General features: G+C 42.4%; 25 protein-coding genes and 1 other annotated feature. All 25 genes read right to left on the bottom strand.

The annotated features are described in order from the left end of the window. Positions 1 to 23 precede the first annotated feature (23 nt). Positions 24 to 563: a 50S ribosomal protein L5 gene (gene rplE, locus ACZ43M_RS00740; RefSeq protein WP_464505619.1), complete on the bottom strand. Its 540-nt coding sequence runs from the start codon at positions 561 to 563 to the stop codon at positions 24 to 26. A 26-nt stretch (positions 564 to 589) separates the two neighbouring features. Further along, on the bottom strand, positions 590 to 898 hold the full coding sequence (rplX, locus tag ACZ43M_RS00735; protein ID WP_464505618.1) for a 50S ribosomal protein L24: 309 nt from the start codon (positions 896 to 898) through the stop codon (positions 590 to 592). 35 nt (positions 899 to 933) lie between these two features. After that, on the bottom strand, positions 934 to 1,302 hold the full coding sequence (gene rplN / locus ACZ43M_RS00730) for a 50S ribosomal protein L14 (protein ID WP_335478827.1): 369 nt from the start codon (positions 1,300 to 1,302) through the stop codon (positions 934 to 936). A 39-nt stretch (positions 1,303 to 1,341) separates the two neighbouring features. Continuing rightward, positions 1,342 to 1,605: a 30S ribosomal protein S17 gene (gene rpsQ, locus ACZ43M_RS00725; RefSeq protein WP_464505617.1), complete on the bottom strand. Its 264-nt coding sequence runs from the start codon at positions 1,603 to 1,605 to the stop codon at positions 1,342 to 1,344. 26 nt (positions 1,606 to 1,631) lie between these two features. Next, positions 1,632 to 1,832 (bottom strand): 50S ribosomal protein L29, encoded by a 201-nt coding sequence (rpmC, locus tag ACZ43M_RS00720; RefSeq protein WP_251472022.1) that lies wholly within the window; start codon positions 1,830 to 1,832, stop codon positions 1,632 to 1,634. Next, the gene (gene rplP, locus ACZ43M_RS00715) at positions 1,822 to 2,256 is read right to left on the bottom strand and encodes a 50S ribosomal protein L16 (protein ID WP_464505616.1); all 435 of its coding nucleotides are present in this window, start codon (positions 2,254 to 2,256) and stop codon (positions 1,822 to 1,824) included. Before rplP ends, rpmC begins: the two co-directional genes overlap by 11 nt. A gap of 1 nt (position 2,257) precedes the next feature. Continuing rightward, positions 2,258 to 2,914 (bottom strand): 30S ribosomal protein S3, encoded by a 657-nt coding sequence (gene rpsC, locus ACZ43M_RS00710; protein ID WP_464505615.1) that lies wholly within the window; start codon positions 2,912 to 2,914, stop codon positions 2,258 to 2,260. A gap of 3 nt (positions 2,915 to 2,917) precedes the next feature. After that, positions 2,918 to 3,259: a 50S ribosomal protein L22 gene (gene rplV, locus ACZ43M_RS00705; RefSeq protein WP_464505614.1), complete on the bottom strand. Its 342-nt coding sequence runs from the start codon at positions 3,257 to 3,259 to the stop codon at positions 2,918 to 2,920. Between the two features lie 17 nt (positions 3,260 to 3,276). Continuing rightward, positions 3,277 to 3,555 (bottom strand): 30S ribosomal protein S19, encoded by a 279-nt coding sequence (gene rpsS / locus ACZ43M_RS00700; protein ID WP_464505613.1) that lies wholly within the window; start codon positions 3,553 to 3,555, stop codon positions 3,277 to 3,279. Between the two features lie 60 nt (positions 3,556 to 3,615). Continuing rightward, complete coding sequence (rplB, locus tag ACZ43M_RS00695) at positions 3,616 to 4,446, bottom strand: 50S ribosomal protein L2 (RefSeq protein ID WP_464505612.1); 831 nt, start codon at positions 4,444 to 4,446, stop codon at positions 3,616 to 3,618. Between the two features lie 28 nt (positions 4,447 to 4,474). Beyond that, on the bottom strand, positions 4,475 to 4,759 hold the full coding sequence (gene rplW / locus ACZ43M_RS00690) for a 50S ribosomal protein L23 (protein ID WP_464505611.1): 285 nt from the start codon (positions 4,757 to 4,759) through the stop codon (positions 4,475 to 4,477). Further along, positions 4,759 to 5,382 carry a 50S ribosomal protein L4 gene (rplD, locus tag ACZ43M_RS00685; protein WP_464505610.1) on the bottom strand — a complete coding sequence of 208 codons (624 nt, stop codon included), beginning with the start codon at positions 5,380 to 5,382 and terminating at the stop codon, positions 4,759 to 4,761. Before rplD ends, rplW begins: the two co-directional genes overlap by 1 nt. Before the next feature lie 29 nt (positions 5,383 to 5,411). Beyond that, positions 5,412 to 6,038: a 50S ribosomal protein L3 gene (rplC, locus tag ACZ43M_RS00680; protein ID WP_464505609.1), complete on the bottom strand. Its 627-nt coding sequence runs from the start codon at positions 6,036 to 6,038 to the stop codon at positions 5,412 to 5,414. Positions 6,039 to 6,077: 39 nt separating this feature from the next. Then, on the bottom strand, positions 6,078 to 6,386 hold the full coding sequence (rpsJ, locus tag ACZ43M_RS00675) for a 30S ribosomal protein S10 (protein WP_007085291.1): 309 nt from the start codon (positions 6,384 to 6,386) through the stop codon (positions 6,078 to 6,080). A 415-nt stretch (positions 6,387 to 6,801) separates the two neighbouring features. Next, a complete protein-coding gene (gene tuf / locus ACZ43M_RS00670; RefSeq protein WP_464505608.1) occupies positions 6,802 to 7,989 on the bottom strand; it encodes an elongation factor Tu in 1,188 nt (395 codons plus the stop codon). 128 nt (positions 7,990 to 8,117) lie between these two features. Next, positions 8,118 to 10,199: an elongation factor G gene (fusA, locus tag ACZ43M_RS00665; RefSeq protein ID WP_464505607.1), complete on the bottom strand. Its 2,082-nt coding sequence runs from the start codon at positions 10,197 to 10,199 to the stop codon at positions 8,118 to 8,120. A 50-nt stretch (positions 10,200 to 10,249) separates the two neighbouring features. After that, positions 10,250 to 10,720 carry a 30S ribosomal protein S7 gene (gene rpsG / locus ACZ43M_RS00660; protein WP_464505606.1) on the bottom strand — a complete coding sequence of 157 codons (471 nt, stop codon included), beginning with the start codon at positions 10,718 to 10,720 and terminating at the stop codon, positions 10,250 to 10,252. A gap of 39 nt (positions 10,721 to 10,759) precedes the next feature. Next, positions 10,760 to 11,182 carry a 30S ribosomal protein S12 gene (rpsL, locus tag ACZ43M_RS00655; RefSeq protein ID WP_024027911.1) on the bottom strand — a complete coding sequence of 141 codons (423 nt, stop codon included), beginning with the start codon at positions 11,180 to 11,182 and terminating at the stop codon, positions 10,760 to 10,762. 103 nt (positions 11,183 to 11,285) lie between these two features. Next, complete coding sequence (locus tag ACZ43M_RS00650) at positions 11,286 to 11,534, bottom strand: 50S ribosomal protein L7ae-like protein (protein ID WP_464505605.1); 249 nt, start codon at positions 11,532 to 11,534, stop codon at positions 11,286 to 11,288. A gap of 173 nt (positions 11,535 to 11,707) precedes the next feature. Further along, the gene (gene rpoC / locus ACZ43M_RS00645; RefSeq protein WP_464505604.1) at positions 11,708 to 15,307 is read right to left on the bottom strand and encodes a DNA-directed RNA polymerase subunit beta'; all 3,600 of its coding nucleotides are present in this window, start codon (positions 15,305 to 15,307) and stop codon (positions 11,708 to 11,710) included. 123 nt (positions 15,308 to 15,430) lie between these two features. Next, complete coding sequence (gene rpoB / locus ACZ43M_RS00640) at positions 15,431 to 18,991, bottom strand: DNA-directed RNA polymerase subunit beta (RefSeq protein WP_464505603.1); 3,561 nt, start codon at positions 18,989 to 18,991, stop codon at positions 15,431 to 15,433. A 252-nt stretch (positions 18,992 to 19,243) separates the two neighbouring features. Beyond that, positions 19,244 to 19,843 (bottom strand): class I SAM-dependent methyltransferase, encoded by a 600-nt coding sequence (locus tag ACZ43M_RS00635; protein ID WP_464505602.1) that lies wholly within the window; start codon positions 19,841 to 19,843, stop codon positions 19,244 to 19,246. A 135-nt stretch (positions 19,844 to 19,978) separates the two neighbouring features. Continuing rightward, positions 19,979 to 20,341, bottom strand: coding sequence for a 50S ribosomal protein L7/L12 (rplL, locus tag ACZ43M_RS00630; protein WP_464505601.1), 363 nt, complete (start codon positions 20,339 to 20,341; stop codon positions 19,979 to 19,981). A 172-nt stretch (positions 20,342 to 20,513) separates the two neighbouring features. Then, on the bottom strand, positions 20,514 to 21,014 hold the full coding sequence (rplJ, locus tag ACZ43M_RS00625; RefSeq protein ID WP_464505600.1) for a 50S ribosomal protein L10: 501 nt from the start codon (positions 21,012 to 21,014) through the stop codon (positions 20,514 to 20,516). 33 nt (positions 21,015 to 21,047) lie between these two features. Further along, positions 21,048 to 21,187 (bottom strand) — a sequence feature (ribosomal protein L10 leader region). 64 nt (positions 21,188 to 21,251) lie between these two features. Further along, the gene (gene rplA, locus ACZ43M_RS00620) at positions 21,252 to 21,950 is read right to left on the bottom strand and encodes a 50S ribosomal protein L1 (RefSeq protein WP_464505599.1); all 699 of its coding nucleotides are present in this window, start codon (positions 21,948 to 21,950) and stop codon (positions 21,252 to 21,254) included. Positions 21,951 to 21,990: the final 40 nt, after the last annotated feature.

Raw genomic sequence — 21,990 nt, 5'->3', positions numbered from 1 at the left:
GTTTTCGCCTCCTTATTTAGCGATTACTTTTGGAATGGCATTCCGAATTGAGTTAAAAGTTCACGGGACTCTTCATCAGTATTTGCTGTTGTTACGATAACAATATCCATTCCACGTACTTTACTTACTTTATCGTAATCAATTTCAGGGAAGATTAACTGTTCTTTAATCCCTAAAGTGTAGTTACCACGGCCATCAAAAGCTTTTTTTGAAATACCGCGGAAGTCACGTACACGTGGTAAAGAAACAGAAACTAATTTGTCTAAGAATTGGTACATGCGCTCGCCGCGAAGTGTAACTTTAGCGCCGATTGGCATACCTTCACGAAGACGGAAACCAGCAATAGATTTCTTTGCACGAGTCACAACTGGCTTTTGACCAGTGATTGTTGCTAATTCTTCAACTGCGTTATCAAGGGCTTTAGCGTTCTGAACTGCGTCACCTACACCCATGTTAATAACGATCTTTTCAAGCTTTGGTACCTGCATAACAGATTTATAATTGAACTTGCTCATAAGAGCTGGAGTAATTTCTTTAACATACTTTTCTTTTAGGCGGTTCATTTTGTGTACCTCCCTTCTTTTTTAAACTATTTATCTAAAACTTCACCGGATTTTGCTACGCGTACTTTTTTGCCATCAACCACTTTGTGGCCAACACGAGTTGGGTTACCAGTCTTAGGATCGATAGGCATTACATTTGACACATGAATAGGAGCCTCGAAGCTGATAATACCGCCCTGTGGGTTAGCTTGAGAAGGTTTAGAGTGTTTTTTCACAATGTTAACACCTTCTACAAGTACACGGTTATCTTTAGGATAAGCAGCCAGGATTACGCCTGTTTTGCCTTTATCCTTACCAGTCATGACTCTGACCTTATCACCTTTTTTTACATGCATCCGTAAGCACCTCCTTAAAGGCAATTGGATTAATATTATAGAACTTCTGGAGCTAAAGAAACAATTTTCATAAAGTTGTTATCGCGAAGTTCGCGGGCAACTGGTCCGAAGATACGAGTTCCACGCGGGCTCTTATCCTCTTTGATAATGACACATGCGTTTTCATCGAAACGGATGTATGAACCGTCTTGACGACGAACACCGCTCTTTGTACGCACTACTACTGCCTTAACAACATCACCTTTTTTAACAACGCCACCTGGTGTTGCTTGTTTTACGGTGCAGACGATAATATCGCCGATGTTTGCCGTTTTACGGCCTGAACCACCAAGAACTTTAATAGTCAGTACTTCACGAGCACCAGAGTTGTCAGCAACCTTTAAACGTGATTCTTGTTGAATCATGTGTGTAACCTCCCTTCGGAATGAAGCTTATCCGAACAATTAAATAATAACTGCTTTTTCTACTACTTCAACTAAACGGAAGCGTTTTGTAGCTGAAAGTGGGCGAGTTTCCATAATGCGAACGATGTCGCCGACTTTTGCTGTATTTTGCTCATCATGAGCTTTGTACTTCTTAGAGTACTTAACGCGTTTACCGTATAGCGGATGCTTTTTGTATGTTTCAACAAGAACGGTAACAGTTTTGTCCATCTTGTCAGAAACTACGCGTCCAGTGTAAACCTTGCGCTGGTTACGTTCACTCATCTTATCGTGAACCTCCTCTTTAGTTTCTACTTGTTAACGCTAATCTCTCTCTCGCGAATCACAGTTTTCATGCGAGCGATTGCTTTGCGTACTTCACGGATACGAGCTGTGTTTTCAAGTTGTCCAGTCGCCAATTGAAAGCGAAGGTTGAAAAGCTCTTCTTTTAGAGATTTAACTTTTTGTTCAATTTCAGCAGTGGTAAGGTCACGAATTTCATTAGCTTTCATTTGATTCACCACCAATTTCTTCACGTTTTACAAACTTACATTTTACTGGAAGTTTGTGTGCAGCAAGACGAAGAGCTTCACGTGCGACTTCTTCAGATACACCGGCAAGTTCAAACATGATTTTGCCAGGTTTAACTACTGCTACCCAGCCTTCAGGAGAACCTTTACCGGAACCCATCCGCACTTCTAGAGGCTTTGCAGTGTATGGCTTGTGAGGGAAAATTTTGATCCAAACTTTACCGCCACGTTTCATATAACGAGTCATTGCACGACGGGCAGCTTCAATTTGACGGTTAGTAACCCAAGAAGCTTCCATTGCTTGCAGACCGAATTCACCAAATGTTACTTCAGTGCCGCCTTTAGCGTTACCACGCATTTTTCCACGGTGTTGACGGCGAAATTTTACGCGTTTTGGCAATAACATATTATTTGCCTCCTTCCTCGGATTTCTTCTTAGTAGGAAGGACCTCTCCACGATAGATCCATACTTTCACACCAAGTTTTCCATAAGTAGTGTCCGCTTCTGCTGTAGCATAGTCGATATCAGCGCGAAGTGTATGAAGTGGAACTGTTCCTTCGCTGTAATGTTCAGAACGAGCGATATCGGCACCGCCTAGACGACCAGATACCATTGTTTTAATACCTTTTGCACCTGCGCGCATTGCACGTTGAATAACTTGCTTCTGTGCACGGCGGAAAGATACACGGTTTTCTAATTGACGGGCAATATTTTCGGCAACGAGTTTCGCATCAATATCAGCTTTCTTGATTTCAAGAATGTTAATGTGAACACGCTTGCCAGTTAATTGATTTAACGCTTTACGAAGTGCTTCAACTTCTGTACCGCCCTTACCGATAACCATACCAGGCTTTGCAGTATGAACAGTAACATTTACGCGGTTTGCAGCACGTTCAATTTCAACTTTAGAAACTGAAGCGTCTTTTAGACGTTTCGTGATATATTCACGAACTTTAATGTCTTCGTGTAAAAGATCAGCAAAGTCTTTGCCTGCGTACCATTTAGATTCCCAATCACGGATGATTCCAATACGCAAACCGACTGGATTTACCTTTTGACCCACTGATTATCCCTCCTTCTTTTCTGATAGCACGATTGTGATGTGGCTAGTGCGTTTGTTGATTTGGCTTGCACGGCCCATAGCGCGAGGACGGAAACGTTTTAAAGTTGGTCCTTCGTCTACGAATGCTTGAGCAACTACCAAGTTGTTTATATCCATTTCATAATTATGCTCGGCGTTTGCCATAGCTGATTTTAATACTTTCTCAACTACTGGAGAAGCAGCCTTCGGAGTCAGATTTAAAATCGCCACCGCTTCACCAACTTGCTTACCTCGAATTAAATCGACGACTAAACGTACTTTACGAGGAGCAATACGGACTGTTCTTGCAACAGCTTTAGCTTGCATTAGGATGCCCTCCTCTCTTAACGTCTTGTTTTCTTATCATCGTTACCATGACCTCTGTAAGCGCGAGTTGGAGCGAATTCTCCAAGTTTGTGGCCTACCATGTCTTCGGTAACATACACAGGCACATGTTTACGGCCATCATAAACTGCGATCGTATGACCGATAAATTGTGGGAAGATCGTAGAACGGCGAGACCAAGTTTTAATAACTTGTTTCTTTTCAGTTTCATTTAACTTTTCGACCTTAACCATTAAATGATCATCAACAAATGGTCCTTTTTTTAAGCTGCGACCCATGAATGAACCTCCCTTCGTGATTGGTCTACGGTTCTTGTTTTGAACCGTAGTTCAAACACGTTATTTTTTACGACGACGAATAATAAGTTTGTCGGATTTATTTTTCTTCTTACGAGTTTTGTATCCAAGAGTTGGTTTGCCCCAAGGAGACATTGGAGACTTACGTCCGATTGGTGAACGTCCTTCACCACCACCGTGTGGGTGATCGTTAGGGTTCATAACAGATCCACGAACAGTTGGGCGAACGCCTAACCAGCGAGAACGACCTGCTTTACCAATTTTAATAAGTTCGTGTTGTTCGTTTCCTACTTGACCGATTGAAGCACGGCATTCAGAAAGAATCATACGTGTTTCACCAGAAGTTAAACGTACAAGTACGTATTTACCTTCTTTACCTAGTACTTGTGCAGATGTACCTGCAGAGCGAACCAATTGTCCACCTTTACCAGGTTTTAGTTCGATGTTGTGTACAACAGTACCAACTGGGATATTTGCTAATGGAAGTGCATTACCTACTTTAATGTCAGCTTCAGGACCTGACATAATCTCCATTCCAACCTCTAGGTTTTTAGGAGCTAGGATATAACGCTTTTCTCCATCTACATAATTAATTAGAGCAATATTTGCAGAACGATTTGGATCGTACTCAATTGTGGCAACGCGTCCTGGAATGCCATCTTTGTTACGTTTAAAGTCGATTAAACGATATTGACGCTTATGGCCGCCACCTTGATGACGAACAGTTAACTTACCTTGGTTGTTACGGCCGCCCTTGCTCTTTAACGGAGCTAAAAGTGACTTTTCTGGAGTGCTAGTTGTGATTTCAGCGAAATCAGACACTGTCATGCCGCGACGACCATTAGAGGTAGGTTTGTACTTTTTAATCGCCATTTTATTTCCCTCCTCTTCTTAGTGAATTTTAGCTTTCGAAGATTTCAATTTCTTTGCTGTCAGAAGTCAATTTTACAATTGCCTTACGACGTTTGTTTGTATAGCCGCCGAACTTACCCATACGCTTGAACTTGCCTTTGTAGTTCATGATGTTTACTTTTTCAACATTTACACCAAAGATTTCTTCAACAGCATCTTTGACTTGAGTTTTATTAGCTTTCACATCAACTTCGAACGTATATTTCTTGTCAGCAATTAGGTCAGTAGAACGTTCAGTGATAACGGGGCGCTTAATGATATCGCGTGCATCCATTATGCAAGCACCTCCTCTACTTTTTCAACCGCTGCTTTAGTCATGATCAATTTATCATGGTTTACAACGTCTAAAACGTTGATTCCATCAGCAGTAACAACTGTTACACCAGGGATGTTACGAGCAGATAATGCTACGTTTTCATCAAGGTCAGCAGTAACGATTAGTGCTTTTTTCTCAACAGAAAGACCATTTAAAACAGCTTTGAAGTCTTTTGTTTTTGGCGCTTCAAATGCTAAGCTATCTAATACTAAAATGTTTTCTTCTAACACTTTAGATGATAAAGCAGATTTGATGGCTAAACGACGTACTTTTTTAGGTAATTTATAGCTGTAGCTGCGTGGTTGTGGACCGAATACAATACCGCCTCCGCGCCATTGTGGCGAGCGAATGGAACCTTGACGAGCACGTCCTGTTCCTTTTTGACGCCATGGTTTACGGCCACCGCCTGCTACCTCAGAACGATTTTTTACTTTATGAGTTCCTTGACGTAATGAAGCTCTTTGCATAACAATTGCTTCAAATAATACGTGTTGGTTAGGCTCAATACCAAATACTGATTCATTTAGTTCGATTTCACCAACTTGTGAACCGGTTTGGTTTAATAATGCTACTTTAGGCATTCCTTTGTTCCTCCTTTCTCATGAAGTGACTATGCTTTTACCGCACCTTTAATTTTTAATAAAGCTTTTCTAGCTCCTGGAACGTTACCTTTGATTAAAAGAAGATTGCGTTCTGCATCAACTTTAACAACCTCAAGGTTTTGTACAGTTACTTGTTCTCCGCCCATACGACCTGGTAATAATTTACCTTTGAATACGCGGTTTGGAGCAACAGGTCCCATAGAACCAGGACGACGATGATAACGAGAACCGTGAGCCATTGGGCCGCGTGATTGTCCGTGGCGTTTGATTGAGCCTTGGAAACCTTTACCCTTTGAGATTCCTGTAACATCTACTAAATCGCCAGCAGCGAAAATATCAACTTTGACTTCTTGACCAACTTCATAGCTTGCTAAGTCGTCTCCTCGGAATTCCCGAACGAAGCGCTTAGGAGCAGTATTTGCTTTTGCAACGTGGCCTTTTTCCGGTTTGTTTGACAGTTTTTCACGTTTGTCTTCGAAACCAACCTGTACAGCTTCATAGCCGTCAGTATCAACTGATTTCTTTTGAAGAACAACGTTTGGAGAAACTTCAACAACAGTTACCGGAATTAAGTTCCCGTTCTCTGCAAATACTTGAGTCATACCAATCTTTCTTCCTAAGATTCCTTTGGTCATGTAAGTCACACCTCCTAATTTTGTTTGTTTTATATTGGATTATAATTTGATTTCGATATCAACACCAGACGGTAAATCCAATCTCATTAACGCATCAACAGTTTGTGGTGTTGGGTTAACGATGTCGATTAGACGCTTATGTGTCCGCATTTCGAATTGCTCACGAGAATCTTTGTACTTATGAACCGCACGAAGAATAGTGTAAACAGACTTTTCAGTTGGTAGCGGAATCGGACCGGATACAGCTGCACCTGAACGTTTTGCTGTTTCAACAATTTTCTCAGCAGATTGATCAAGGATTCTGTGATCATAAGCTTTTAAACGGATACGAATTTTTTGTTTTGCCATTATTTTCCCTCCTTTATTCGCCTATTTTTAAAAATAGACATACTCTGTGGAAATTTCCCACACACTCGCCATGGCAAAGCGGCCGGGTGTGTCAGCAACCTCCCACATCATCGCAGTCAAAGACCAACATTGTCTATTATACATAAAACCAATGTCAAACGCAACAACTATCACGATTTTTTTTAGATGTCTTTGACCTGAACACTTTTATTATTATATAGACTCAGTTAGGTGATTTCAACAAGTTTAGATAATCTCCAGAAATCTCCTAATTCCGAAAGGCGGAAGCGCCTTGACCAGGCGCTGGAGCTAGACATTGTAAGGGGTTGCGCTGAGTTTATATTTATATAGAAGAAACACGTCTTTTTCATAAAAAAAGCAGCTGGATCGTCATCCAGCTGCCTTCATTTTATTATTATTCAGCCATAGTTGTGATTGAACCTGAACCTACTGTACGTCCACCTTCACGAATAGAGAACTTAGTTCCTTCTTCGATCGCAACTGGAGCGATAAGCTCAACAGTCATTTCAATGTGGTCGCCAGGCATAACCATTTCAGTACCTTCTGGAAGAGTAATGATTCCAGTGATATCAGAAGTACGGAAATAGAATTGTGGACGGTAGTTTGAGAAGAATGGAGTATGACGTCCGCCTTCTTCTTTAGATAATACATAAACTTGTGCTTTGAACTTTGTGTGTGGAGTGATAGTTTTTGGCTTAGCCAATACTTGTCCACGCTCGATTTCTTCACGAGCTACACCACGAAGAAGGGCACCGATGTTGTCTCCAGCTTCAGCAAAGTCAAGAAGCTTACGGAACATTTCTACACCTGTTACAGTAGTAGATTTTGGCTCTTCAGTGAAACCAACGATTTCAACTACGTCACCAACTTTAACTTGGCCACGCTCTACACGGCCAGTAGCAACTGTACCACGACCAGTGATTGAGAATACGTCCTCAACTGGCATCATGAATGGCTTATCAGTGTCACGAGTTGGAGTTGGGATATAGCTGTCAACAGCGTCCATAAGTTCGTGAATTTTTGCTTCCCACTCTGCATCTCCTTCAAGAGCTTTAAGAGCAGAACCTTTAATTACAGGAATGTCATCGCCTGGGAAGTCGTATTCAGAAAGAAGGTCACGTACTTCCATTTCAACTAATTCTAATAATTCTTCGTCATCAACCATATCACACTTGTTCATGAATACAACAAGGTATGGTACGCCAACCTGACGAGAAAGTAAGATGTGCTCACGAGTTTGTGGCATTGGGCCGTCAGCAGCAGATACAACAAGGATACCGCCGTCCATTTGAGCAGCACCAGTGATCATGTTTTTAACGTAGTCTGCGTGTCCTGGGCAGTCAACGTGTGCATAGTGACGAGTGTCAGTTTCATATTCAACGTGTGCAGTAGAGATTGTGATTCCACGCTCTCTTTCTTCTGGAGCACCGTCAATTTGATCATATGCACGAGCTTCTGCTTTACCTGATTTAGCAAGTACAGAAGTGATAGCAGCTGTTAAAGTTGTTTTACCGTGGTCAACGTGACCAATTGTACCAATGTTAACGTGTGGCTTCGAACGGTCGAATTTAGCTTTACCCATTAGGAAAATCCTCCTTTAATATGAAAAAATTAAGTATATTTTAAGCGGAACTGCCAATCAGGTTTTCCTGATTTAACAGTTCCAAATATTACATAAGTAGTTATACTTTAAATAAAGGTGAAAATCAATTATTCACCTTTATTTTTTTTGATAATTTCTTCAGAAATTGATTTTGGAACTTCTTCATAGTGATCAAAGTGCATAGAGAATACTCCACGGCCTTGAGTGCTTGAACGAAGTGCTGTTGCATAACCAAACATTTCTGAAAGTGGAACCATTGCACGAACTACTTGTGCGTTACCGCGTGCCTCCATACCTTCGACACGGCCACGACGTGCAGTGATTTGACCCATGATATCCCCTAAGTATTCTTCTGGGATAACAACTTCTACTCTCATGATTGGTTCAAGGATAACTGGTGCACACTTGGAAGCAGCATTCTTAAGTGCCAATGAAGCAGCAATTTTAAACGCCATTTCTGAAGAGTCAACGTCATGGTAAGAACCATCGAACAGTCTTGCTTTGATATCAACCAATGGATATCCAGCAAGTACACCTCTTTCAAGTGAATCCTTCAAACCAGCCTCAACAGCAGGAACGTACTCACGAGGTACGACACCACCGACGATACCGTTTTCGAATTCAAATCCCTTACCAGCTTCGTTTGGTGAGAATTCAATCCAAACGTGTCCGTATTGTCCACGTCCACCAGACTGACGTGCAAATTTACCTTCTACTTGCGCAGAAGTTGTAAATGTTTCACGGTAAGCAACCTGTGGAGCACCTACATTTGCTTCCACCTTGAACTCACGACGCATACGGTCAACGATAATATCAAGGTGAAGTTCTCCCATACCGGCGATAATAACTTGTCCAGTTTCCTGGTTGGTATGCGCACGGAATGTAGGATCTTCTTCTTGAAGTTTCTGTAATGCTGTTGTCATTTTATCCTGGTCAGCTTTTGACTTCGGTTCAACCGAAAGCTCAATTACCGGCTCAGGGAACTGCATAGACTCAAGGATAACAAGGTTCTTGTCATCACATAGAGTATCACCAGTAGTAGTATCCTTTAAACCTACAGCAGCAGCAATGTCACCGGCAAAAACCTTAGAGATTTCTTGACGGCTGTTTGCGTGCATTTGCAGGATACGTCCGATACGTTCACGCTTTCCTTTTGTAGAGTTTTGGACATATGAGCCAGACTCTAAAGTACCAGAGTAAACACGGAAGAACGTTAATTTACCAACATAAGGGTCCGTCATAACTTTGAACGCTAGAGCAGCAAATGGCTCTTCGTCACTTGAATGACGTTCAACAATTACATCTTCATCATCGACATCATGACCTTTGATTGCAGGTACATCAAGTGGAGATGGAAGGTAATCGATAACCGCATCCAACATTAATTGAACACCTTTGTTTTTGAAGGCTGAACCACAGATAACTGGATAGAATTCTACATTAACGGTACCTTTACGAATGCCAGCTTTCAGCTCTTCTTTAGTGATTTCTTCTCCACCAAGGTATTTTTCCATTAATTCTTCATCAAGTTCTGCTACAGCTTCAACTAATTTTTCATGGTATTCTTCAGCAAGTTCACGGTATTCTTCTGGAATTTCACGTACATCAATGTCAGTACCTAAGTCATTCCCGTAAAATACTGCGTTCATTTCCACTAGGTCAATGATTGCTGAGAATTGGTCTTCAGCACCGATAGGCAGCTGAATTGGGTGAGCATTCGCTTGCAAGCGGTCATGGATTGTTCCTACAGAATATAGGAAGTCAGCTCCGATCTTGTCCATCTTGTTTACGAAAACTACACGTGGTACGCCGTAAGTTGTTGCTTGGCGCCAAACTGTTTCAGTCTGCGGCTCAACGCCGGACTGTGCATCAAGGACTGCTACCGCACCATCAAGAACACGCAATGAACGTTCAACTTCTACAGTGAAGTCTACGTGTCCTGGAGTGTCAATGATGTTAACGCGGTGGCCTTTCCATTGTGCAGTTGTTGCAGCGGATGTAATCGTGATTCCGCGCTCTTGTTCCTGCTCCATCCAGTCCATCTGAGAAGCACCTTCGTGAGTTTCACCGATTTTATGAATCTTACCAGTGTAATAAAGGACACGCTCAGTGGTCGTCGTTTTACCGGCATCGATGTGAGCCATGATGCCGATATTACGAGTGTTTTCTAAGGAGAACTCTCTTGCCATTGGGTCTTTCTCCTTCCTAGTATGAAAGTGTTTTTATTTTGAAGGTAAAATTACCAGCGATAGTGAGCAAACGCCTTGTTTGCTTCTGCCATTTTGTGAGTATCTTCACGCTTCTTAACAGATGCACCAGTGTTGTTAGCTGCATCCATGATTTCGTTAGCTAAACGCTCTTCCATTGTCTTTTCACCGCGAAGACGCGCATAGTTTACTAACCATCGAAGACCAAGAGTTGTACGGCGGTCTGGACGCACCTCAACTGGAACTTGGTAGTTGGCACCGCCGACACGGCGTGCTCTAACTTCTAGAACTGGCATGATGTTTTTCATTGCTGCTTCGAATACTTCCATTGGATCTTTACCAGAACGCTCACGGATTGTATTGAATGCAGAGTAAAGAATTTCTTGTGATTTACCTCTTTTACCATCGATCATCATTTTATTGATGAGGCGAGTAACTAATTTTGAATTATAAAGCGGATCTGGTAAAACGTCTCTTTTTGCTACAGGACCTTTACGTGGCATGCTTTTTCCTCCTTTCAAAGAAGCTTCTATTTAATGAAATTATTTTTTCGCTGCTTTTGGTCTCTTAGTACCATATTTTGAACGGCCTTGCATACGGTTGTTAACACCAGCTGTGTCAAGCGCACCGCGTACGATATGATAACGTACCCCTGGTAAGTCTTTTACACGTCCGCCACGGATAAGAACAACGCTGTGCTCTTGAAGGTTGTGGCCGATACCAGGAATGTATGCTGTCACCTCGATACCATTAGTCAAGCGTACACGAGCATATTTACGTAACGCTGAGTTTGGTTTCTTTGGAGTCATTGTACCAACACGAGTACATACCCCGCGTTTTTGTGGTGAAGATACATTAGTTTGTGATTTCTTGAAGCTGTTGTAACCTTTATTTAGCGCAGGAGATTTTGACTTCTCTGCCACTGATTGACGAGGCTTGCGCACTAATTGGTTAATTGTTGGCATGTGTTTTTCCTCCCTTCGTTATTTGTAAGCCCACACATCCAGGTGGTTCATTTTTTTGCAAAAACAAAGTTTTTGCAGACTGCTCTATCTACAAAAACAGTTTTTAACGGATAATAGCAACAGTTGCAGCACCTACTTCAATTCGGCATGCCTTACCAAGTTTCTTCATGGATTCAACATACTGAATTGGAACACTTAGTTTTTGAGCCTCATTGACTGCGGGCGCCGTTACTTTCGCATCGGCATCAGTCGCAATAATCAGCTCCTGTACTACGCCTTCTCTAAGTGCTTTCACTGTTTGTTTTGTTCCTATAATGATCTTACTCGCCTGCAATACTTTTTCATAAGACATATTGCTATCCTCCAAAGTATCAGGTGTATAGGAGCACCTTTGATATATTAACATCTTGCCAAATATATGTCAACAAAACTTTGAATTTTTTTCTTAAAATAGAGGCTGACTCGGCGTCAGCCTCTACTAAAATATTGTCTAGCTGCAGCGCCTAGGCGCTTCCGCTTTTCGTTTTACTCAACCGTAATTGGTTCTTCGGATGTTGTGTCACGGAGGACAGGTTCTGCTTTGCGGTAACGCTGCATTCCTGTTCCAGCTGGTACGAGTTTACCGATGATGACATTCTCTTTCAAGCCAAGCAGTTCATCGCGCTTGCCTTTGATTGCGGCATCTGTAAGAACTCTGGTTGTTTCTTGGAATGATGCGGCAGATAAGAATGAATCTGTTTCAAGCGATGCTTTGGTAATTCCAAGCAAGACCGGACGGCCGGTTGCCGGCAAATTGCCGTTTAACAACGCTTGTTCATTGGCATCGGTGAATTGGTGTATATCAAGTAGAGTTCCTGGCAGTACATCTGTATTGCCGGCATCGCTGACGCGAATCTTACGAAGCATTTGACGCACCATTACCTCTACGTGTTTGTCACCAATTTCAACCCCTTGCATCCGGTATACTCTTTGAACTTCACGGAGCAAGTATTCTTGAACAGAAATAACATCTTTAACTTTAAGGAGCTCTTTTGGATCAATAGATCCTTCTGTTAACTCCTGACCAGGCTCAACTTGATCTCCCACAGCTACCTTTAGGCGGGCAGTATATGGTGCATTATAGGTGCGTGATTCCACTTCACCTTGAATGACAATTTCATGCTGACGGTCACGGCCTTCGTTGATGCCGACAACCACACCAATAATTTCAGAAATGACCGCTTGACCTTTAGGGTTACGCGCTTCAAAAATCTCTTGGATACGTGGTAGACCCTGTGTAATATCGTTACCTGCAACACCGCCGGTATGGAATGTACGCATCGTTAACTGTGTACCAGGCTCACCGATGGATTGCGCTGCAATAATACCAACTGCTTCGCCCACTTCCACCTCTTGGCCTGTGGCTAAGTTACGACCGTAACACTTCTTACATACTCCATGACGCGTATTACATGTAAATGCCGAGCGAATTTTTACTTCTTCAATACCTAAGTTAGTGATTAGTTCGGCAAGGTCTTCGGTAATCAATTCATTTTCCTTCACGAGCACTTCGTTCGTTTCAGGATGCTTGATTGGATTACGCGCATATCGACCGATTAAGCGCTCTTCTAGCGTTTCAATAATTTCTGTGCCATCCTTTATTGCACCAATTGTAAAGCCGCGGTCAGTACCACAATCGTCTTCACGGACAATAACATCTTGGGCAACGTCAACAAGACGGCGTGTTAGGTAACCTGAGTCAGCTGTCTTAAGAGCTGTATCGGCAAGTCCTTTACGGGCACCGTGCGTCGAAATAAAGTACTCTAATACGGTTAAACCTTCACGGAAACTTGATTTAATTGGCAACTCGATGATACGTCCTGCCGGGTTGGCCATCAAACCACGCATACCGGCAAGCTGGGTAAAGTTCGAAGCGTTACCACGGGCGCCTGAATCACTCATCATGAAGATTGGGTTTGTTTTATTCAAGGACTTCATCAGCTTGCCTTGAATAACATCTTTCGCCTGGCTCCAGATGGAGATGACACGATCATACCGTTCATCTTCTGTGATTAAACCACGTCTGAATTGCTTTGTTACGTTATCCACTTTACCTTGCGCATCATGAAGGATTTGCTGTTTCTCGCCAAGGACGACGATGTCAGCTACCCCTACAGTGATACCAGCTTTTGTTGAATATTTGAATCCAAGGTCTTTCATGCGATCAAGCATTTTTGACGTTTCGGTAATTTTGAACCGTTTGAATACTTCAGCAATGATATTTCCAAGGATTTTCTTTTTAAATGGATCAATCAATGGCATCGATTTAATCTTCGCCACGATATCTTCGCCTTTTTCAACAAAGTACTTCTCAGGTGTTTTCACTTCTAAGTTATCCCTTGTCGGCTCGTTAATATAAGGGAAAGATTTCGGAAGAATTTCATTGAAAACAAGCTTACCAACAGTTGAAACCAGCAGTTTGTTATTTTGCTCTTCCGTAAATGTTTCATTCTTTAAAGAACCGGCATGGACGGCAACACGGGTATGAAGATGCACATATCCGTTTTGGTAAGCAAGAAGCGCTTCATTTGTATCTTTAAAAACCATACCCTCGCCAACTGCACCTTCTCTTTCCAGAGTCAAGTAATAGTTTCCTAATACCATGTCCTGGGAAGGAGTAACAACCGGCTTACCATCTTTAGGGTTCAAGATGTTTTGGGCTGCTAGCATTAATAGCCGTGCTTCTGCCTGTGCTTCAGATGAAAGCGGAACGTGAACAGCCATTTGGTCACCGTCAAAGTCGGCGTTATAGGCCGTACAAACAAGCGGGTGAAGACGAATAGCGCGTCCTTCAACCAATGTTGGTTCAAAGGCTTGAATTCCCAAGCGGTGAAGCGTTGGGGCACGGTTCAATAGAACCGGATGCTCTTTAATCACATCTTCAAGGACATCCCAAACCTCAGGTGATACCCGTTCGATTTTCCGCTTTGCAGATTTAATATTGTGAGCAAGCCCTTTTTCAACAAGCTCTTTCATAACAAATGGTTTGAACAATTCAAGAGCCATTTCCTTCGGAAGTCCGCACTGATACATTTTCAAGTTAGGACCAACAACGATAACAGAACGGCCTGAATAGTCAACACGTTTTCCAAGCAAGTTCTGACGGAAACGTCCTTGCTTTCCTTTTAACATATGAGAAAGCGATTTTAACGGACGGTTACCAGGTCCTGTAACCGGACGACCGCGACGGCCGTTGTCAATAAGCGCATCAACCGCTTCTTGCAGCATCCGCTTTTCGTTTTGCACAATAATACTAGGAGCACCTAGATCCAATAGTCGCTTTAAGCGATTGTTTCGGTTGATCACACGACGATACAGGTCATTTAGGTCTGATGTGGCAAATCTACCGCCATCCAATTGCACCATCGGACGGAGTTCCGGCGGAATAACCGGCAGAACATCTAAAATCATCCAGGAAGGTTCGTTTCCGGAGTTACGGAATGCTTCCAACACTTCCAAGCGCTTAATTGCTCGGGTCCGGCGTTGACCTTGTGCGGTCTTAAGTTCTTCTTTTAAACTGTCTACTTCTTTATCAAGGTCGATATCAGAAAGAAGCTTTTTAATTGCCTCAGCACCCATAGAAGCCTGGAATTTATTGCCGTACTTCTCACGATATGCACGATATTCTTTTTCAGATAGCAGTTGTTTCTTTTCAAGAGCGGTATCACCAGATTCGGTTACCACATAAGATGCAAAATAAATGACTTCCTCCAGTGCACGAGGCGACATGTCCAATACAAGCCCCATCCGGCTAGGAATTCCTTTAAAGTACCAAATATGAGAAACTGGCGCTGCCAGTTCAATATGTCCCATGCGTTCGCGGCGAACTTTGGCACGTGTTACCTCCACGCCACAGCGGTCACAAACAACACCTTTATAGCGGACACGCTTGTATTTACCACAATGACATTCCCAGTCCTTGGTTGGACCGAAGATTCTTTCACAGAATAAACCGTCTTTTTCCGGTTTTAGGGTACGATAGTTAATCGTTTCAGGTTTCTTCACTTCACCAAATGACCACGAACGGATTTTAAGTGGTGATGCAAGACCAATTTTCATATATTCAAAATTATTAACGTCAAGCATAGGGCCTACCTCCCTTTTTATGTCCAGGTTTTACCCTTATTCATTAGAAAGTAAAAAAGCGCACTTTAGAACAAGAACCAGCAAAGCTATTCTTTTAAAGTGCGCTCCGATTTAAAAAATCGATTATTCTTTTGAACCGACTTTTTCAGATTCAAAGCTTGGTGCATCTGGAACGATGTTCAATGTGTCGACCTGCTGTAAGTCGTCCTCATCTTCCATATCACGCATTTCTATTTCTTCTTCATCGCCAGAAAGGATCTTAACATCCATACCTAAACTTTGAAGTTCCTTGATTAATACTTTAAATGATTCAGGAACACCTGGTTCCGGCACATTTTCACCTTTTACAATCGCTTCGTATGTTTTCACACGGCCGACAACATCGTCGGATTTAACCGTAAGAATTTCTTGAAGTGTGTATGCGGCACCATATGCTTCCAGTGCCCAAACTTCCATCTCACCAAAGCGCTGTCCGCCGAATTGGGCTTTACCGCCAAGTGGCTGCTGCGTAACAAGTGAATATGGTCCGGTTGAACGAGCATGCAATTTATCGTCAACCATGTGCGCAAGTTTGATCATGTACATGACACCAACAGACACACGGTTATCGAATGGTTCACCTGATCGTCCATCATATAGAACCGTTTTGGCATCACGGGCCATCCCTGCTTCTTCAATTGTAGACCAAACATCTTCCTCACGGGCACCGTCAAAGACCGGTGTAGCCACATGAATACCTAATTGTCTTGCTGCCATGCCAAGGTGAAGCTCAAGCACCTGCCCGATGTTCATCCGTGATGGTACCCCTAATGGGTTTAACATGATGTCAACCGGTGTACCGTCAGGAAGGAATGGCATATCTTCTTCCGGCAGGATTCTCGAGATAACCCCTTTGTTACCGTGACGTCCTGCCATTTTATCCCCTGCAGAGATTTTCCGCTTTTGAACAATATAGGCACGAACCAGTTGGTTTACGCCTGGAGGCAGTTCGTCGCCGTCCTCACGGTTAAACACTTTCACATCAAGGACAATTCCGCCGCCGCCATGTGGAACACGAAGTGACGTATCGCGAACCTCACGGGCTTTTTCACCGAAAATAGCGTGTAGGAGTCGTTCTTCAGCGGTAAGTTCTGTTACCCCTTTAGGAGTAACTTTACCAACCAACAAGTCGCCATCCTTGACTTCAGCACCGATACGAATGATTCCGCGCTCATCCAAGTTCCGCAGGGCATCTTCACCGACGTTTGGAATATCGCGGGTAATCTCTTCAGGTCCGAGTTTTGTATCACGTGATTCTGATTCATATTCCTCAATATGAATGGAAGTATATACATCGTCTTTCACCAGACGCTCACTCATGATGATCGCATCTTCATAGTTATAGCCGTCCCATGTCATAAAGGCTACAAGTACGTTCCGGCCTAATGCCAATTCGCCTTTTTCCATTGATGGACCATCAGCAAGAATTTCACCCTTGACGACACGATCGCCAACAGAAACGATTGGGCGTTGGTTATAACAAGTTCCTTGGTTGGAACGAATAAACTTTAACATCCGATACTTATCGAGGTCGCCTTTGACTTCTTGACCATCCACTTCCTTGATGCGGCGGACCCAAACTTGACGTGCTTCTACGCGTTCGACAATCCCTTCATGCTTACAGATAACAGCAGCACCGGAGTCTTTACCAGATACATATTCCATACCTGTCCCTACGATTGGTGCCTCAGGCTGCATCAACGGAACAGCCTGCCGCTGCATGTTTGCTCCCATCAAGGCACGGTTTGAGTCATCATTTTCAAGGAACGGAATACATGCAGTTGCCGCGGAAACTACCTGTTTTGGAGATACGTCCATATAGTCGACACGATCACGTCTTACCACCGTGTTTTCACCACGGAAACGCGCGATGACTTCTTCATCCAAGAAGGAACCGTCGTCTCCAAGGCGTGAATTCGCCTGAGCGGTTACATAATTATCCTCTTCGTCTGCAGTTAGGTAGTCAATCCGCGCTGTTACTTTACCCGTATCCGGATCGACACGTCGGTAAGGTGTTTCAATAAAGCCAAAGCGATTTACCTTTGCATAGGAAGACAACGAGTTAATCAAACCAATGTTCGGACCCTCAGGTGTTTCAATCGGACACATACGGCCATAGTGTGAATAGTGAACGTCACGAACTTCCATCCCGGCACGTTCACGAGTCAGACCACCTGGTCCTAATGCTGATAAACGACGTTTATGGGTTAACTCCGCAAGTGGATTTGTTTGATCCATGAACTGCGAAAGCTGGGAGCTTCCAAAGAATTCTTTAATAGATGCAATCACTGGACGGATATTGATTAACTGCTGTGGCGTAATCGTTGCAGTGTCTTGAATCGACATTCTTTCACGAACTACACGCTCCATCCGGGAAAGACCAATCCGGAATTGGTTTTGCAATAGCTCACCAACAGAACGAAGACGTCTGTTACCCAAATGGTCGATATCGTCTGTATCGCCAACACCATGAAGCAAATTGAAGAAATAGCTGATTGAAGCAATAATATCAGCTGGTGTGATATTCTTGATTGGTTCAGCCACATAGGCGTTACCCATAACATTAATCACTTTTTCATTCTCATCGCCTGGTGCATAAATCTTAATGCCTTGAAGAATAATTTCTTCTTCTACAACACCGCCAACCGGCGCATGGCTGCGGAAGTTAATGTTTTTCTCAAGCGCAGGTAAAATTCTATCAAGGTTTCTCCGGTCAAGGAGTGTTCCTTTTTCTGCAATAATTTCTCCTGTTTCTGGATCAGCCAATGTTTCTGCAAGACGCTGATTAAACAGGCGGTTTTTAATATGAAGCTTTTTATTTATTTTATAACGACCTACATTCGCAAGGTCATAGCGCTTTGGATCAAAGAACCGTGAAATCAATAGATTCTTCGCATTATCAACGGTTGGAGGTTCACCAGGACGGAGTCGTTCGTAAATCTCAAGCAATGCTTTATCGATACCTTCCGTGTTGTCCTTTTCAAGCGTATTGCGAAGATATTCGTTATCACCAATCAATTCAATAATTTCTTGATCGGAGCCAAATCCAAGCGCACGTAAAAGAACCGTTACAGGCAGTTTACGGGTACGATCAATTCTGACATATACCACATCTTTGGCATCCGTTTCGTATTCAAGCCAAGCGCCGCGGTTCGGAATGACAGTGGCTGTAAAGCCTCTTTTTCCGTTCTTATCAACTTTTCCGTTAAAATAAACGCTTGGGGAACGCACTAACTGTGATACAATAACGCGTTCTGCACCATTGATAACAAATGTGCCTGTTTCCGTCATTAGCGGAAAGTCGCCCATGAATACATCTTGATCCTTTACCTCGCCTGTTTCTTTGTTTACAAGACGTACCTTCACACGTAATGGAGCAGAATAGGTAACGTCCCGCTCTTTCGATTCTTCAACCGAATACTTTGGATCGCCAAGACTGTAATCAATAAATTCAAGTGATAGATTACCGGTAAAATCCTCAATCGGCGAAATATCCTGGAACATCTCACGCAATCCCTCATCAAGGAACCACTGATAAGAAGAGGTTTGGATTTCGATTAGATTTGGTAATTCTAAAACTTCACTGATTCGTGCATAACTTCTTCGTTGGCGGTGTCGTCCATACTGAACTAGTTGACCTGTCAACTGATTCACCCCTCAAATCAAGCGTTATTTAAAAATCTATTTACGTCCTTTAGAAGATTTTTACACCTAACTAAAAGACAAAAAGAAAAAGGGTTTTTTCCCAAAAACCACATTTTCACATTTTGACTATTATTTTGTCATCATTTCCTACTTATTCCGATTTTATACGCGATTTTATGTATTTAAAGGAATAATTCGGTAAATATTATGATGGCATTTTATAATGCTACCACAGGGACAATTTGAAGTCAACTATTTTGTGGCTCTAATAATAAAATAACCTTTGGACTTGTCAACTGTTTCTACATCAGAAAAAATCTGTGTTAGTTTCTCTATTGTAGAGGGCGCGCCTTGCTTCTTTTGGATGACCACCCAAAGTTCTCCCCCCGGGGCAAGATGTTCATAACTCTGTACAAAAATATCATGAACTGTTTTCTTGCCGGCACGAATCGGCGGGTTAGTTAAAATTGCAGCAAAATCTGCCTCCTCAACATTTAACAGCCGGTCACTTTCATAGATTTTAACATTATCAACCCGGTTTAGCTCCGCATTTTCTTTCGCCAGCTCTATAGCTCGTTCATTCACATCAATCATATGTATCGTACGAGTTTGGTTTTCTTTAGCAATCGATAGCCCAATCGGACCGTAACCGCAGCCGACGTCAAGAATCTTCCCTTCCACCTTCGGCATGGTAAAAGTCTCAATCAAGAGGCGCGAGCCAAAATCTACTTCCCGTTTTGAAAAAACGCCATTATCGGTTTTAAAGCGAAATGTTTGACCTCTTAATTTATAATCCCAATACTTTGGATCACTTTCAACATTTTGGGTACGAGAATAGTAGTGTTCAGTCATTTTTTAGACCTCACCTCCCGGGGACTTTTATATAGAAGAAAAAAGAGGATATTATTACAACCTTAAATAATACAACCTTAATAACTTAGCCAAAAAAAGCCCGCTTATGCAGCGAGCTTTTTCATGGAATTAAAATTACTTAACTTCAACGTTTGCTCCAACTTCATCAAGCTTAGCTTTGATTGCTTCAGCATCTTCTTTAGAAACGCCTTCTTTAAGAGCTTTTGGAGTGTTATCAACAAGGTCTTTTGCTTCTTTAAGACCAAGGCCAGTGATTTCACGAACAACTTTGATAACTTTGATTTTTTGATCGCCAGCAGAAGCTAGGATTACATCAAATTCAGTTTTTTCTTCAACAGCAGCAGCACCTGCGCCGCCAACCATTGCTACAGGAGCAGCAGCAGTTACGCCGAATTCTTCTTCGATTGCTTTTACAAGATCGTTTAGTTCTAAAACAGTCATAGATTTAACTGCTTCAATGATTTGTTCTTTAGTCATTTTAATTTTCCTCCTTAGTTTTCATTCCGTATATTAGTTTTTACGCTCTAATTGTCCAGCTGCATCGCCTAGAGGCTCGGGGTCATAAGCCAATCCGTCAGCTAAAAAACAGCCTTCTAGCCGGCTCGTCTTATGCCTGTCGCCTCTGTGCAAGGCGCTTCCGCTTTTCGATTTACGCGCCTTGTTCTTCTTTTTGTTCTGCAACTGCTTTTGTAACAAGAGCAAGGTTGCGGATTGGTGCTTGTAGTACGCTGAGTAGCATAGATAGCAAGCCTTCGCGTGATGGAAGTTCTGCAAGTGCTTTAACTTCCTCAACAGTTGCGACGTTTCCTTCAATCACACCTGCTTTAAGCTCAAGAGCTTCATTCTTTTTCGCGAAATCGTTTAGGATTTTCGCTGGAGCAACAACATCTTCAGCACTGAACGCGATTGCGTTCGGGCCCGTTAATGCATCGTTCAAACCGGAAAGTCCAGCAACTTCAGCAGCACGGCGAGTCATAGAGTTTTTGTAAACTTTAAAATCAACGCCAGCTTCACGAAGTTGTTTACGCAGTTCAGTCACTTGAGCAACTGAAAGACCGCGATAATCAACAACGATTGTAGATACGCTCGTTTTTAACTTATCAGCAATCTCATCAACGATTACTTTTTTAGCTTCGATTGCACTGCTCATCTTTACACCTCCTGTAGATTGTCTACATTTATACCAGGCAGTAAAAGGCCTCCAAATCAATCATAGACATGGAGGCTCATAAATAGCTTAGGAAAAGCTAATTCTATTCGCTAACCTCGGCAGGATATTAAGCAATAAGCCCCTGCTGTCTACGGTACAAATGTTATTTATTTAAACAACAAAATTGATTATATATAATCTAATCTTGATTGTCAATTACCAATATTATCAAGCGAATTACTTAGCAGATACTGATGAAGGATCTACTTTCACACCAGGTCCCATAGTTGAAGAAACTGTTACGTTCTTCATATAAGTACCTTTTGCTGCAGAAGGCTTCGCTTTTAACATAGTCTCGAAAACAGTTGTAAAGTTTTCAATAAGCTTTTCGTTTTCGAAAGATGCTTTACCGATTGGCACATGGATGTTACCAGACTTATCAACGCGGTATTCAACTTTACCAGCTTTGATTTCGTTGATGGCTTTTGTTACATCAAATGTAACTGTGCCTGTTTTAGGGTTTGGCATTAAGCCTTTAGGTCCTAATACACGGCCAAGCTTACCAACTTCGCCCATCATGTCAGGAGTTGCTACGATTACATCAAAATCAAACCAACCTTGTTGGATTTTAGTGATATATTCTGCATCACCAACATAATCTGCACCAGCAGCTTCTGCTTCTTTCACTTTTTCACCCTTCGCGAATACTAATACGCGCTGAGTTTTACCAGTTCCGTTTGGAAGCACTACTGCACCACGGATTTGCTGGTCAGCTTTCTTAGGGTCTACGCCTAAGCGGAAAGCAACTTCAAGAGTCGCGTCAAATTTTGTATAATTTGTTTTCTTTGCAAGATCAATTGCTTCTGCAATTGGGTAAGCATTTGTACGATCTACAAGCTTAGCAGCTTCTAAATACTTCTTACCTTTTTTAGCCATTGTTTTTTCCTCCTTGATTTGTGGTTTTAACGTCGAATAA

The sequence above is a fragment of the Neobacillus sp. B24 genome (assembly GCF_055381825.1).
The sequence above is the reverse complement of the archived record's forward strand: the minus strand, read 5'-3'. Positions and strand labels throughout refer to the sequence as shown.

What these genes read in the sequence shown, in the direction of transcription:
- rplA (WP_464505599.1), bottom strand. Translation starts at nt 21,950, where the DNA reads ATGGCTAAAAAAGGTAAGAAGTATTTAGAAGCTGCTAAGCTTGTAGAT.
- rpsQ (WP_464505617.1), bottom strand. Translation starts at nt 1,605, where the DNA reads ATGAGTGAACGTAACCAGCGCAAGGTTTACACTGGACGCGTAGTTTCT.
- rplP (WP_464505616.1), bottom strand. Translation starts at nt 2,256, where the DNA reads ATGTTATTGCCAAAACGCGTAAAATTTCGCCGTCAACACCGTGGAAAA.
- rpoC (WP_464505604.1), bottom strand. Translation starts at nt 15,307, where the DNA reads ATGCTTGACGTTAATAATTTTGAATATATGAAAATTGGTCTTGCATCA.
- rpmC (WP_251472022.1), bottom strand. Translation starts at nt 1,832, where the DNA reads ATGAAAGCTAATGAAATTCGTGACCTTACCACTGCTGAAATTGAACAA.
- rplB (WP_464505612.1), bottom strand. Translation starts at nt 4,446, where the DNA reads ATGGCGATTAAAAAGTACAAACCTACCTCTAATGGTCGTCGCGGCATG.
- fusA (WP_464505607.1), bottom strand. Translation starts at nt 10,199, where the DNA reads ATGGCAAGAGAGTTCTCCTTAGAAAACACTCGTAATATCGGCATCATG.
- rplN (WP_335478827.1), bottom strand. Translation starts at nt 1,302, where the DNA reads ATGATTCAACAAGAATCACGTTTAAAGGTTGCTGACAACTCTGGTGCT.
- rplW (WP_464505611.1), bottom strand. Translation starts at nt 4,759, where the DNA reads ATGGATGCACGCGATATCATTAAGCGCCCCGTTATCACTGAACGTTCT.
- rpsL (WP_024027911.1), bottom strand. Translation starts at nt 11,182, where the DNA reads ATGCCAACAATTAACCAATTAGTGCGCAAGCCTCGTCAATCAGTGGCA.
- rplV (WP_464505614.1), bottom strand. Translation starts at nt 3,259, where the DNA reads ATGCAAGCTAAAGCTGTTGCAAGAACAGTCCGTATTGCTCCTCGTAAA.
- rplD (WP_464505610.1), bottom strand. Translation starts at nt 5,382, where the DNA reads ATGCCTAAAGTAGCATTATTAAACCAAACCGGTTCACAAGTTGGTGAA.
- rpsJ (WP_007085291.1), bottom strand. Translation starts at nt 6,386, where the DNA reads ATGGCAAAACAAAAAATTCGTATCCGTTTAAAAGCTTATGATCACAGA.
- tuf (WP_464505608.1), bottom strand. Translation starts at nt 7,989, where the DNA reads ATGGGTAAAGCTAAATTCGACCGTTCGAAGCCACACGTTAACATTGGT.
- ACZ43M_RS00635 (WP_464505602.1), bottom strand. Translation starts at nt 19,843, where the DNA reads ATGACTGAACACTACTATTCTCGTACCCAAAATGTTGAAAGTGATCCA.
- rpsS (WP_464505613.1), bottom strand. Translation starts at nt 3,555, where the DNA reads ATGGGTCGCAGCTTAAAAAAAGGACCATTTGTTGATGATCATTTAATG.
- rpsG (WP_464505606.1), bottom strand. Translation starts at nt 10,720, where the DNA reads ATGCCACGTAAAGGTCCTGTAGCAAAAAGAGACGTTTTACCAGATCCG.
- rplC (WP_464505609.1), bottom strand. Translation starts at nt 6,038, where the DNA reads ATGACCAAAGGAATCTTAGGAAGAAAGATTGGTATGACTCAAGTATTT.
- rplX (WP_464505618.1), bottom strand. Translation starts at nt 898, where the DNA reads ATGCATGTAAAAAAAGGTGATAAGGTCAGAGTCATGACTGGTAAGGAT.
- ACZ43M_RS00650 (WP_464505605.1), bottom strand. Translation starts at nt 11,534, where the DNA reads ATGTCTTATGAAAAAGTATTGCAGGCGAGTAAGATCATTATAGGAACA.
- rplL (WP_464505601.1), bottom strand. Translation starts at nt 20,341, where the DNA reads ATGACTAAAGAACAAATCATTGAAGCAGTTAAATCTATGACTGTTTTA.
- rplJ (WP_464505600.1), bottom strand. Translation starts at nt 21,014, where the DNA reads ATGAGCAGTGCAATCGAAGCTAAAAAAGTAATCGTTGATGAGATTGCT.
- rplE (WP_464505619.1), bottom strand. Translation starts at nt 563, where the DNA reads ATGAACCGCCTAAAAGAAAAGTATGTTAAAGAAATTACTCCAGCTCTT.